At 37.8% G+C, this 13,151-nt stretch carries 10 protein-coding genes; 7 read left to right on the top strand and 3 right to left on the bottom strand.

What is annotated here, in order from left to right; all coding sequences use genetic code 11:
* Positions 1–161 precede the first annotated feature (161 nt).
* The 5 genes from AC27H3_RS10945 (at position 162) to AC27H3_RS10925 (ending at position 4,500) form a co-directional block, all read left to right on the top strand.
* The gene (locus AC27H3_RS10945; RefSeq protein ID WP_487106144.1) at positions 162–929 is read left to right on the top strand and encodes an SDR family NAD(P)-dependent oxidoreductase; all 768 of its coding nucleotides are present in this window, start codon (positions 162–164) and stop codon (positions 927–929) included.
* Complete coding sequence (locus AC27H3_RS10940; protein WP_487106142.1) at positions 930–1,889, top strand: 2-dehydro-3-deoxygalactonokinase; 960 nt, start codon at positions 930–932, stop codon at positions 1,887–1,889.
* Between the two features lie 30 nt (positions 1,890–1,919).
* Positions 1,920–2,534: a 2-dehydro-3-deoxy-6-phosphogalactonate aldolase gene (locus tag AC27H3_RS10935; RefSeq protein ID WP_487106140.1), complete on the top strand. Its 615-nt coding sequence runs from the start codon at positions 1,920–1,922 to the stop codon at positions 2,532–2,534.
* 7 nt (positions 2,535–2,541) lie between these two features.
* The gene (locus AC27H3_RS10930; RefSeq protein WP_487106138.1) at positions 2,542–3,441 is read left to right on the top strand and encodes an SMP-30/gluconolactonase/LRE family protein; all 900 of its coding nucleotides are present in this window, start codon (positions 2,542–2,544) and stop codon (positions 3,439–3,441) included.
* A gap of 171 nt (positions 3,442–3,612) precedes the next feature.
* Positions 3,613–4,500 carry an aldose 1-epimerase gene (locus AC27H3_RS10925; RefSeq protein WP_487106136.1) on the top strand — a complete coding sequence of 296 codons (888 nt, stop codon included), beginning with the start codon at positions 3,613–3,615 and terminating at the stop codon, positions 4,498–4,500.
* Positions 4,501–4,672: 172 nt separating this feature from the next.
* Here the strand turns inward: AC27H3_RS10925 and AC27H3_RS10920 are convergent, their stop codons facing one another.
* Positions 4,673–6,811 (bottom strand): alpha-galactosidase, encoded by a 2,139-nt coding sequence (locus tag AC27H3_RS10920; protein WP_487106135.1) that lies wholly within the window; start codon positions 6,809–6,811, stop codon positions 4,673–4,675.
* A 219-nt stretch (positions 6,812–7,030) separates the two neighbouring features.
* Between AC27H3_RS10920 and AC27H3_RS10915 the strand changes: the two genes are divergently transcribed.
* Positions 7,031–8,998 (top strand): beta-galactosidase, encoded by a 1,968-nt coding sequence (locus tag AC27H3_RS10915; protein ID WP_487106133.1) that lies wholly within the window; start codon positions 7,031–7,033, stop codon positions 8,996–8,998.
* Between the two features lie 126 nt (positions 8,999–9,124).
* Positions 9,125–10,579, top strand: a complete 1,455-nt coding sequence (locus AC27H3_RS10910; RefSeq protein WP_487106131.1) for an SLC5 family protein — start codon at positions 9,125–9,127, stop codon at positions 10,577–10,579.
* A 94-nt stretch (positions 10,580–10,673) separates the two neighbouring features.
* On the opposite strand, the gene AC27H3_RS10905 is transcribed toward AC27H3_RS10910, so the two are convergent.
* Together AC27H3_RS10905 and AC27H3_RS10900 are read right to left on the bottom strand one after the other, a co-directional pair.
* The gene (locus AC27H3_RS10905; protein WP_085305634.1) at positions 10,674–11,420 is read right to left on the bottom strand and encodes a SapC family protein; all 747 of its coding nucleotides are present in this window, start codon (positions 11,418–11,420) and stop codon (positions 10,674–10,676) included.
* A 9-nt stretch (positions 11,421–11,429) separates the two neighbouring features.
* The gene (locus tag AC27H3_RS10900; protein WP_085305635.1) at positions 11,430–12,950 is read right to left on the bottom strand and encodes a tryptophan halogenase family protein; all 1,521 of its coding nucleotides are present in this window, start codon (positions 12,948–12,950) and stop codon (positions 11,430–11,432) included.
* Positions 12,951–13,151: the final 201 nt, after the last annotated feature.

Raw genomic sequence — 13,151 nt, 5'->3', positions numbered from 1 at the left:
TTTATCTTCCAACAAGGTGTTATTAATAAGTTATATCATATTTAATTACATATAATTATGATATAACTTTATCTTGTTAAAAAAAAGTAAAAAATTTAGCGTTAATATGCCGGTATTTTAGGCACATAATTTTAGATATATAAAGTGTTTGGAGCAAGGTAATGAGTTTATCTACTCAATATAAAAGTTTAAAGGATAAAGTTGTTTTTATTACCGGTGGCGCTGGTGGCATTGGTGCATCAATGGTAAAAGCATTTAGGGCACAACAAGCAAAAGTCGCCTTTATCGACTCAAACAAAGCAATGGCTGAAGCATTAATTGATTCATTGCCACAATCACCAGGCAACGAGCTTTGGTATAAAACGGTTGATGTTACCGATTCTGATGCCCTTCAGGCCTCTGTTCATGAAGCAGTAGAACATTTTGGCGGCATAGATGTACTGGTTAATAACGTCGGTAATGATCATCGACAAGATATTGAAAACATTTCAGCTTACGATTGGCATAAATGTATGCAGGTTAATTTAGATCCTGCTTTCTTTGCCGCACAAGCTGCGTATAAAACCATGAAAAATCAAAATTTTGGCAGCATTATTAACTTTAGCTCAATCAATGCTTTGATTGGCCTGCAACACATGACTGGCTATGTTACGGCTAAAGCGGGTTTAATGGGCATGACAAAAGCATTATCAAAAGAGTTTGGCGAACATAATATTCGAGTCAACGCTATTGTTCCTGGATGGGTGGCTACTGAGCGGCAATTATCAAGCTGGTTAACAGACGAAGAAGAGAAAAAATGGATGGAATCTATGGCTTTAAAAAAGAGAATATTGCCTGAAGATGTTGCTAATTTGGCACTTTTTTTAGCGTCTAACGACAGTGCTCTTATCACCGGCCAAGGTATAATAATTGATGGTGGGAGAACTTAATTGACAGCTTATAACTATATTATTGCAGTTGATTGGGGCACCAGCCATTTACGGGCATTTCTTTGCCAAATAAATGCCGACAAAACCTTAAGCTTAACAAAAGAAGCTTATGGCTTAGGTGTTAATAAAGTCGTTGATAGTTTTGAAAAAACATTATTCGACTGCATCGAACCCTGGGTTAAACAGCATGGAAAGCTCCCTATTTATATGATGGGTCAAATTGGCTCTAGCATAGGTTGGCGAGAAACCGAATACCTTCCATGTCCAACAAAGCTGGGCAATATACCCGCAAAATGTACTAACTTCGTTTGTTCAGGGCACCAAATTAGTATCGTTCCTGGCTTAAGTTGTCGCTTAAAAAATGATAATTACGATGTTATGCGTGGCGAAGAGTTACAAGTTCTTGGTTGGCTACAGCTAACCCCTGAAAATTTTTCTAATACTCATTTAATCTGCCTGCCCGGTACACACACGAAATGGGTTTTAATTAACAATGGTAGTATTGAATTATTCAAAACGGCTATGACCGGTGAGTTATTTGATCTGTTAACTAACCACAGCATTCTCATTAAAAAAAATCATGCAACCTTCGATGAAGCATCTTTTCAAAAAGGTGCCGATTTTACTTTAAAAAGCGAATTAGGCAGCTTTACGCATGGTTTATTTAGCGTCAGAAGTAAGCAACTTTTCGGAGAGTTAACTGATTCTCAAGCCTATTCGTACCTCTCAGGCTTACTGATAGGCAGTGATGTTAGAGCCGCAATGAACGCCGAAGAATGGCAATTAGCTGCATTAGGTGAAGTTACCATTATAGGTGCACCACATTTAAGTCAGCAATTTTCGCAAGTACTTAATATGCATGGTATAAAAACCAATATATGTAAAGTAACAGATATGACTTTATTGGGCTTTAATGCTGTATATCAGCAGATAATTGCGCTTTCTTCTAAAAACCCATAAAACTGTATTTATATTTGATAAGGAAATAACGTGGACGCCTTTATTAAAAACCACCCCGTTATAGCTATTTTGCGAGGCGTAAACCCCAATGAAGTTGTCAATATTGCGCTTTGTCTTTACCAAAATGGCATTCGTGTTATTGAAGTTCCGCTAAATTCACCTAACGCATTAAACTCTATTAGCAACTTAGTTTTAAGTATGCCAAAAGATTGCTTAATTGGTGCGGGTACGGTGTTAACTTTAGCGCAAGCAAAACAAGTTGAAAACACGGGCGCTAAACTGATAATTTCTCCTCATTGTGACACGGGTATTATTGAATATTGTATTTTAAAAAATCTCTATGTTATTCCTGGCATAGCAACAGCTACAGAAGCATTTTCTGCTTATCATGCTGGCGCAAAATGGCTAAAGCTTTTTCCTGCCCAAACTTATGGGTTTTCACACCTAAAAGCACTTAAATCAGTTTTACCAAACGATGTTCATATAATCCCGGTTGGCGGTGTTTCAAAAAGCAATATGTTACAATGGCTTGCAGCTGATGCAAGTGCAGTAGGTATAGGCAATAGCCTATATAAATCGGGTGACAACCTAGCACAAGTGAAAAACAACGTGACATTACTAAACGAAAATTTAACTACAGTTTAACTATTTTATGATTAAGAAAACCTTATCAGCCGAACTTATTGACATTATTCCCTGCCAATGCCAATTAGGTGAAAGTGTACTCTGGCATGCAAAGCAACAGGCTATATATTGGGTAGACATTGAAAACGCTGATTTATACCGATTTTTTCCCATTAACCAAGTGTTAGAAAAGTTCTCGTTACCCCAACGTATCGGAAGTTTTGCATTTACCAACAACGCCAATCAAATCATTGCTGCCTTTGAACAAGGCATTGCTCGATATAACCTTGATACAGGGCAATTAGAGTGGATAAATCAGCCCGAACTTCACGTTACAGGCAATCGTTTTAACGATGGTAAAACCGATCGCCAAGGGCGGTTTTGGGCCGGCACAATGGTAGAAAATTCAAGTTTATCTGCACAAAACGGGGCTCTGTATTGTTTAGATCATCAATTAGATTGTCATCAGAAAATAACAAATTTACAAATATCTAATGGCTTATGTTGGAATAAAGCTGGCGATACTCTTTACCACACTGATTCATTAACCCATAAAATATTTCAATATGACTTTTGTAAAGATACCGCCGCGATTACCAATAAGCGCTTATTTGCCCGCACCATTACTTCGGCATTTCCTGATGGCTCAACCATAGATGCACAAGACAATTTATGGAATGCTCAATGGGGCAATAGTAAAGTCGTTAGGTATAATAAAGATGGTGACATCGACTTTGAAATTACCTTACCAGTATCGCAGCCTTCATGTGTCTCTATTGGCGGGCCAAATCTCGACTGGTTAATTATCACGAGTGCAAAAAAAGACTTAACTGCAAGCGAACTGGCTAAAGCGCCATTGTCTGGCAATGTATTTATTTATAAGTTGCAAGGTGCAACGGGTTTAGTTGAGCCAATTTGTACTATTTAGCGGTAATTTAACGGCAATTTAACGGCAATTTAGCTAAATATTATCATAAGCTAAGGTGCAAATATGCTAGATAAACAGTAGTGAAAAATCTTTCATTTTACTGATTACTAGACAAAAACATGGTTAAATGCTTTAATTATTTTATATTATAAATAATATTTAATTAACTTTATGACTTCTATATTTCTAACGAATAATGTCGCTAAAGTAGAAATTTCACCAAGCTTAGGTGGTGCTATTTTAGCTTATGAGGCAAAATTGAATGATAAATTTGTCGCCATTTTAAGAAAAACAGATAACGTAAAGTCTGTTTTAGCAAGTAACTGTTTTCCCTTAATACCCTACTCTAACCGTATAAGAGAAGGAAAATTTACCTGGCAAGAAACAAATATATCCTTACCACTTAACCACTTACCCGAAAAGCATAGCATTCATGGCCATGGCTGGCAGTTACCTTGGACCATAACCGAACAATCAGCGCAGAGCTTAACCTTAGAATATCATTATAGTGTTGATGAATGGCCATATTCTTATAGTGCTAAACAAGTTTTTATACTTGAAGAAAAAGCGTTAAGCATTACCTTGATGATGGAAAACACTGATAATTGCTCCATACCCGCCGGCTTAGGGCTACACCCTTATTTTAATTTAACCAAGGAAACCTTAATTCAGTGTGAAGTAGACCAAATGTGGGCAGTAGATGATGAATGTATGCCAACAGAGTTAGTAGTCAAAACTGCAGCAATGAATAGATCGGCCGGATTTCCCGTTCATGGCAGTAATTTAGATAATGTTTTTACCGGCTTTAACGGTCATGCAACAGTAACATGGCCCGAACTCAGTGCAAAAGCCAACATTAGCACAAGTTCAAACTGTAAATTTTTAGTTATCTATAGCCCCAAAAATGAAAACTTTTTTTGCTTCGAGCCAGTTACTCATAGTACAGACGCAATAAATATGGCTAAAAAAGGCATTGAAAATACCGGTATTACAGCTTTAAAACCTAACGAAGCAATGTCTATATCAATGAAAATTTCTCCTGAAGCATTCGTTATATAACACTTACCACGCGAGAAATTATCAGTAAGCGTAAAGCGCCTATATGCTTTACTTCACTAAAAGCAAAATTTCTATTCAGAGAAAAAAAATGCGAGTTAACTAAATTTTTCAATTTAGCTAACTTGCATTTCTATAACAACGATTATAAATCAGTTATATAATCGTTTTATCACTAGTTTTTTACTTCATTCAACTCAAAAATTAACGAAGATTGTGGAAATAGCACAGGCAGTTGCATACCCATTTGCATAAGTGACGCACCTGAAAACACCTGTTTTTCAATAACACTGAGTACTGAAGGAGAATACTCTTTAAGCTTAGTAGGCCAAACAAGCGATAACTGATAAGTTTTTTCGGTATCTAAGCCAACAAAACGGTACTTCGGTGGTGTGGTTCTCTTGGTTTCATTAACACTGTTATAAGCAAATAGTGCTTGTGACTTATCTGCATTAATAAGACCAAAATTAATCGAGTCACCATCACGATTAAAGCGCACTAACTCGCCAGTGTGAATTAATTTACGGTGTTTTTTATGTAACGCAATAATGGTTTTTAATTGCTCACATTCAAGTTCGGTGAGTTCTCTTGGGTCCATTTCAAGCCCCATATGACCAAAGAATGCCACGGCTGCTCGCATTTCCATGCTGACTATACGACCGGTAATATGACATTCTCTTGGACCAACATGTGCGCCCATAATTTCACTCGGAAAGAAGAATGAACAGCCTCGTTGAATAGATAATCTATCTAAAGCGTCATTTGAATCAGAAGTCCAAACACGGTCAGTATGTGCTAGCACACCGTAGTCAACTCTCGCCCCACCTGATGAACAGCTTTCAATTTCAACATGTTGATGCTTCTCTTTAATTCGGTCAATCAGTTGGTACACTGCCTTTGTTTGCAGATGAATTGCTGGTTTACCTAAGGCATTACCGGCATGGTTAATATCTCGGTTCATATCCCACTTTATGTAAACTATTTTCGGGTATTCAACCAAAATGTCATCAATGGCATTAAATAGATACTCAACCACTTCAGCGCGGGTTAAATCTAACACTAATTGATTTCTAAAATTTAACTGTGCATTGCCTTCTGTAGATAAAACCCAGTCAGGGTGGGCACGGTATAAGTCACTATCTGGGTTAACCATTTCAGGCTCAAACCATAAACCAAACTCCATCCCCTTTTCATTAACATGGTCAATAACCGGTGATAAACCATTGGGATAAATCTCTTTATCAACTACCCAATCGCCTAAACCTGCAAAGTCACCACGGCGACCTTTAAACCAGCCATCGTCAAGAACAAAGCGCTCTGCCCCTAAACCTGCAACTTTATCAGCCAAGCCTTTTAGGGTTTCTACATCATGATCAAAATATATTCCTTCCCATGTATTGTAATGAACTGGACGAGGTTTTTGGCTTAGCTTAGGTGAAAGCAACTCACTACGAACAAATTGATGGAAACAACGAGACAAACCGCTAAAGCCTTTAGCTGAGTAGGCAGCATAAAGCATTGGGCTTTCGTAAGACTCATTAGGCGCAAGGTTTAATTCACCTGGCATAAGAAGCTCACCTAATTGAACATAGCTTCGGCCTTCTGCTAAAAGCTCTGCACGCATTTTGTGATTGCCACTCCAACCAAGATGAAAGCCATAACACTCACCAGCTTGTTCGTGGGTAAAGTTATTATGCATAACCATACCTGGAAAGTTATCGTGCGAGGTTTTACCTTTGCGGTTTTCACGCACGAAGCTACCTAAAAATAAATCAAGAGAATTACACTGAAACTCATTTGACCAACGCCCTTCAAACGACATAATTTTATTCATTTGATCAGGTAAAACTATTGTTGGCGCAGCACACCAGTTAACTGATAATGCTTGCTCACCCAGATTAACCACTTTAGTTGAAGCGGATAAAACATCAGTATCTTTATGTAATGATAAAGTATGAACTAATTTAATATTTCGAATGGTATCAACGGTTTCAAAAATTACATTTTGCTCGTCAGATTGCACAACATTAGCCAACTCACCGCCAAACGACCAAGCATAGTCATGATTATTTAATTCAAGACCCGGCGCACCAGTGAAACCTTCACCTACTAAGGGAGATAGAGAAATAGGTGCTTCGATAACCAATGAGCATTTTGCTTCTTGTCTTGTCGACAACATGGTTAACATTTGTGCGGAGGTTTGTTTAGATAAAACCTTTCCCCAATAAAGAATTGCTGGTGTTTTATTCTGACAGTCAACAATTAAGCTAGAATGAGTACTATTGAGTTGAACATAGTGCTGGGATGGTTTCATGGTAAACGTCCTTCATCTTGAAATATTTTACTGATATTTTGATAGTTGCAATTAGCTGGGTTAAATTTAAAAATTTAAAACGGCACGATAAAATTACAAAGCTTTATTTCATTATAAATTAGCTAAAATAATTAGTTCAATGTAAATACCTCTGGAATATATCATATAAATAAGGTTAGTATGTATAAAAGATTAATAAATAAAATAGCGGAATAAAAAATGTTAGGTGTTTGTTATTATCCAGAGCATTGGCCAGAATCAATGTGGGCCCAAGATGCTAAAGAAATGCGTGAATTAGGATTACGCTATGTGCGCATTGGCGAATTTGCATGGTCAAGAATTGAAGCAAATGAAGGAGCTTATACATTTGAATGGCTAGACCGCGCCATTGAAACTTTAGCCAATGCTGGCTTAGAAGTTATCATGTGTACTCCCACAGCGACGCCTCCTAAATGGTTAATTGATAAATACCCTGACATACTACCTGTCGATATTAACACCGGTACTACACGTGGCTTTGGCTCTCGCCGACATTACGACTTTTCTAGTAAAAATTACTTTCGAGAAGCCATGCGTATATCAGAAGTATTAGCGAAAAGGTACGGAGAACATCCAGCAATTTGTGGTTGGCAAACAGATAATGAAATAGCTTGTCATGACACTACTCATAGTGGCTCTGTTGCCGCTAAAGCAGCATTTCAAGCATGGTGTAAAGCGCGTTACCAATCAATTGACAAACTGAATAGCGAATGGGGCACGGTATTTTGGTCAATGGAATATCAAAATTTTGAGCAAATAGAGTTACCCATTTTAGCCGTAACTGAAACTCACCCTGCCCATCAACTTGCCTATCGTCGATTTAGCTCTGATCAAGTCATCAGTTTTCATAACCGCATGATAGAAATAATTCGCCAATATGCTCCTAATAGATTTGTTACGCACAACTTTATTCCCATGGTGGATACGCAAACCGATAATTACGCGCTTGCTGAAAATTTAGATTTTGTTAGCTACGACAATTACCCGCTAGGTCGCTCAGATCTATTCTTCGCGGATAAACCTGCTGAAGAATTTAAACCTTATATGCGAACCGGTCACCCTGACTTTGCCAGTTACGATTTTGACCAAAGCCGCGGCATCAGTAAAAAGAATTTTTGGATTATGGAGCAACAACCTGGCCCTGTTAACTGGGCTCATCATAATCCTCGTCCAGAAAAAGGCATGGTACGTTTATGGTCTTGGCAGGCCTTTGCACATGGTGCAGATTGTGTGTGTTATTTCCGATGGCGCCAAGCACCGTTTGCACAAGAGCAAATGCACGCTGGCGTTAAACGTAACGACAACTCAAAAGCCGCTGCCTGGGCTGAAATTGAACAAATGCGTGATGAATTAACGACTGTAAATTTCTCTATTGAGGCACCAGTACAAGCACGTGTAGCGATAATTTCAGGTACGGTTAATCAATGGGTAAGCGAAATTGAACGCCAAGGTGATAGCTATAATCATCAAAAAACCGAATTTTCTTATTACTCGGCATTACGTCAATTAGGACTAGCGGTAGACTTTATTTCTACTGACAGTGATTTTGAACCATACGACTTAATTATTGCGCCATGCTTACCGATTGTTGATGATACTTTTATAAAAAAATGTCAACAAGCTAGTGCACATTTTGTCTTTGGTCCTCGTTCAGGTAGTAAAACTGATGAACTCTCGCTAGCACCTAATTTACCACCAGGTAAACTACAAACATTATTGCCAATTAAAGTGTTGTCTACCGAAACTATTCGACCTGATTGCAATGAACAAATGTTTTATCAAGGTAATACATTTGAGAGTAGATGTTGGCGCGAAGAGTTATCTGTACCAAGTGGAGCTACCATAGTGGCAAGTTATCATGATGATACACCGGCGGTTGTACGAAAAGGTAAAACAACTTATGTGGCATCATTAACTTGTGACACTTTTTTAATCAGCTTATTTGAAAGCTTAGCAAACGAATGTGCGATACCCAATATTCGCCTGCCAAAAGATATGCGTATTGTTCATCGTGGCGATATTGCTTATGTATTTAATTATGCAAGCTACCCACAAGAGTTTCCTGATCAAAACATGGGCACTTTTATATTAGGGCAAGCGCAATTAAACGCTTTTGATGTTGCTGTTATTAAAATAAATAAGACTTAACTCAAGTATAACTAAGCACAATAAAAATAAGCAAAGTTAAGCTTAAGTAATATATAAAGAAAAATCGTTGAGCTACGTTTAATTACGTAGCTTTATGTAAAACTAGTCAATATCGGGGAAGTATTCGTGGAAAACCAATCAATCCAAATAATGGTGTTTTGTTTGATCACTGCGCTCATTGCATTTTTAACTTACTTAAAATGTAGAGGGTCAGCCAGATCAGAGTCAGATTCAAATAAAGAATATTTTCTTGCCGGTGGAGGCCTGTCTTGGGTTTTTATTGCTGGTTCGATTACTTTAACCAACCTAAGTACCGACCAACTTATTGGTATGAATGGTAACCAAATGATCCTGCTGGCATGGTGGGAAATAGCCGCTTTCTTCGGCTTAATGATCTTAGCTAAAGTGTTCTTACCTATTTACTACAAAAATAAATGTACAACCACAACAGAGTTGCTTGAGCGTCGCTATAATGACCCGCATATTCGTGCTGTTATAGCCGCTTTATTCTTGTTAGGTAATTTATTTATTTTCCTTCCGGCTATTTTATATGGCGGATCATTATTTATGAAAGCAATGTTTAATGTTGAACTTTCAATAATGACCCTATCGATTATATTCACCATAGCAGGCGCTAGTTATGCAATTTTTGGTGGTTTAAGAGCAGTAGCAGTATCAGACACCTACAGCGGCATTGGTTTATTATCTTTGGGTATGTTGGTTGTTGTACTTTCAATGGCAGCGATTAATTTTGACTTTAGTGACATTCCAACAGAACGCTTAACGCTAATTGGTGGTAATGACTCACCACTACCTTGGCATACGTTGCTAACAGGTATGATTTTTATTCAAACCTTCTATTGGAGCACTAACCAAACGATCACACAACGTGCGATGGCAGCCCCCAATATTAAAGAAGCTCAAAAAGGTGTTTTTGCTGCTGCATTAATACGTATTTTAGTTATTCCACCGATGATCGTTATTCCTGGTGTTGTTGCTTACAAGTTATTTGGTGATGTCGGTGATTTAGCGTACGGTAAAATTGTTGCTGAAGTTTTACCTACTTGGTTATCAGGTGCGTTTGCAGCCATGATGGCAGCGGCGGTTTTAACAACGTTTAATAGTATATTGAACTCATCTGCAGCTTTATATGTTTGTGATATTCATGAGCTTTATTTCCAAAAAGAAAAACAAATTAAAGTGCATGTAGTCAGTAATGTCGCTTCAATTATTTTTTGTGTACTTGCGCTATTATTAGTGCCTTTTTACTCTTCAGCCGAAAGTATTATTAATATAGTACAAGAGCTTTACGGTATGTTAAGTATGCCTATTTTATCGGTATTTATTGTTGGATTATTATTTAATAATGTTGCCTCAAAAGCCGCCATTGCTGCAGTTATTACTGGCACGCTAACTTATGCGTTCTTCGTATTCGTTTGGGCACCATTTCATTATATTCACATGATGACTATTACCTTGTTTATCTGTATTTTCATGGCGCTATTTATCAACCGATTTGTATTTAAAAATCGTGCTTCATTAGTATTTAAGAAGAAAACTGATTCTGCAGAAATGGCTTAAACAGCACGTTAAGCCTTACTGAAAATCTAACAAAATACAGATATTAAAAAGCCATTCATTAGAATGGCTTTTTGTTAACTGCTTTTTACCCCTATTACTCCAGCGCTAGCTTAACTTGCGATATAGCTTTGTTACTTTCAATATTATTATGCTTTTGAATAAGGCTATTAAGTTGAGTAATAGACATTAGCATGGCATGGATAGGCATAAGGTAGCCTTGCTTATTTAACGCACCCAAATCGTCGTTTGATAACTGCTGTAACTTAGTCTCATCAATGGTATGCATGCCTTGCAAGGTTTGTACTGTTGAATCACCATATTGCACTACCAGGTTAATGCGTTTTATCAATTGCATACTCTCTAGCTTTTGAGCAAATTGATAACTTTGTATATCATTTTTTATATCAGCTTCTAACAGGGTTTTCACTCGGCTTAACAATATACTTGGCTTACCTGAAGATTCAAATATACGTTGCCCTTGCGTGCTTGAAAAAGCCTGATCTTTGGGCGCAATGCCTATGGTATATCCTTTATTTTCTCCCGTGAGTTTCATTAAAAAAAATGGAAACGTTTGCATGCTAGTAGGAGTAAAAATAGCATTCCACTTGTTATCAGCAACAAACAAGTTTTGCCCTATTTCGAAACTTGTAAGCGCCGAAATATTCCACATGCCTGTATGAGGGTTTTTAACTAAAAAAACCGGAAAATTACTAATAGCTTGTGTTATTTCTTTTACCCGTATGTTTAAGATATGTTGTTGTTTAACAAAGCCAAGCGCGGCGTTATCAAGCACTTTTAAAGTGCTGTGTTCGCTATTACTTAATTCTACTAATTCGGTCATTATTATTCTCTAAGTTGAAGTCGCAAGCCACTTTTCAATGTAGTCGCGATGAGGTGGCAAGCTTTGTAACATTTGTTGTGTTAGTTGTTCGTTACGGTTGATCACTTGTTGAGCTTTTTGCTGTTGGTTATGTAAATATCCTTGGCGAGTAAAGTCAGGCTTAAACTCCATACCATAAAGCACGTATTGATAACTTGCCGCAGGAAAAAGTTCCATGGCACTGGTGAAGTCATTAGTTGTTGGGCCACGATACTGCCACAAGGCTATATCTTCTTTCAAACTTTCAGGAAATGTTTTTGGATCACAATGCGCCTGCCAATAGGGCTCAGGTCGCTTAGTTAACATGTAGTGAAATTTAAGAAAATCAACAATACGTTGCCAACGATACGACATTTGAGTATTAAAGCGCTTGGCTACCACAGGCATTAAACTTTCATCAGCGGGCAAATTTTCGGCTATATAGCGCGCTGAAAGCTCAACTAACATAATTGCGGTAGCTTCAAGCGGCTCTACAAATCCTGCCGCCATGCCAACAGCAACACAATTACCTTTCCACCACTGTTCTCTGTGACCTGGTTCAAAACTAATTTTTCGAGCTTCAAGACCATTCGCTGCATCGCCTAAGTAATTTCGCAGGTTTTGCTCAGCCTCTTCATCAGAAAGAAACTTACTAGAATAAACATGCCCAACACCGCGGCGACTGGTTAAGCCAATATCCCATATCCAGCCGGCATTTTGCGCACTTGCAATGGTATGACATGCAACGGGAGCGTCTTCAGTTTCGTAAGGAACTTGCATCGCCAATGCCCTATCGTTAAACAATACGTCATCAACCTTTTTAAAAGGAACATTTAAGGTTTTCCCTAGTAATAATGAACGAGCACCAGAGCAATCAATAAATAAGTCTGCGGTTAGTTTACCGAGTTTATTTAATACTACCGCGTCAATACGCTCACCCGTTTCACTAATGCATTCATCAACCGTATCAACAACATGCTCTACATTTAAAGTATCAATACAATGTCTTTTCAATAATTCCGCTAGTGCGCCTGCATCAAGGTGATAACCATAATTGCATTGCCCTTGGTATTCTGAATCAGCTAACGTTCGTGGTGCTAAGCCGGCTTCACAAATATCGTATTGAAAGTTTGATTCTTGGGCGAAGTTTTCAACATTTGACACATAAGGCGCTAAATCGATATGACCATACCCTAAAGGTAAGGTAAATGGATGATAATAAAAGTCACCATTGCCATGCACCCATTCAACAAATTTTCCACCTTGTTTAAAGGTGGCAAAACATTTTCGAAAAACATCGCTCTCTTTTAGGCCGATTTTGTGTAAGGTGTTTTTCATGGTCGGCCATGTACCTTCGCCAACGCCAATAGTTGGAATGTCAGAAGATTCAACCAACTTAATATTAAGTTCAGTGTTTTTAGCATCTTTATGATGGGCAGCAATAATAGCGGCTGATAACCAGCCCGCCGTGCCACCGCCAATAATAATGATATTTTTTACAGTGTTGGACATATTCAAATTTTCCTAACTTAACATCGTACACGATGAGGGTAATACAAGGATCTGATGCTGTAATATAACGCTTTACAATACTCTACATTTTTTTAGTAAAAATATACCAACTATTTTTACTAAAAAAATGGCCTGCTTGTTAACAAGTCAGGCCAAGTTAGCACTACTTAAGTTAAGGAGACTTAAGCGTAAACTAAAAAC

This window comes from Colwellia sp. NW0002-52-1 (assembly GCF_057550865.1).
The sequence above is the reverse complement of the archived record's forward strand: the minus strand, read 5'-3'. Positions and strand labels throughout refer to the sequence as shown.

Excerpts from the sequence above, each read along its gene's own strand:
- AC27H3_RS10945 (WP_487106144.1), top strand. The coding sequence starts at position 162 with ATGAGTTTATCTACTCAATATAAAAGTTTAAAGGATAAAGTTGTTTTT.
- AC27H3_RS10930 (WP_487106138.1), top strand. The coding sequence starts at position 2,542 with ATGATTAAGAAAACCTTATCAGCCGAACTTATTGACATTATTCCCTGC.
- AC27H3_RS10925 (WP_487106136.1), top strand. The coding sequence starts at position 3,613 with ATGACTTCTATATTTCTAACGAATAATGTCGCTAAAGTAGAAATTTCA.
- AC27H3_RS10920 (WP_487106135.1), bottom strand. The coding sequence starts at position 6,811 with ATGAAACCATCCCAGCACTATGTTCAACTCAATAGTACTCATTCTAGC.
- AC27H3_RS10915 (WP_487106133.1), top strand. The coding sequence starts at position 7,031 with ATGTTAGGTGTTTGTTATTATCCAGAGCATTGGCCAGAATCAATGTGG.
- AC27H3_RS10905 (WP_085305634.1), bottom strand. The coding sequence starts at position 11,420 with ATGACCGAATTAGTAGAATTAAGTAATAGCGAACACAGCACTTTAAAA.
- AC27H3_RS10900 (WP_085305635.1), bottom strand. The coding sequence starts at position 12,950 with ATGTCCAACACTGTAAAAAATATCATTATTATTGGCGGTGGCACGGCG.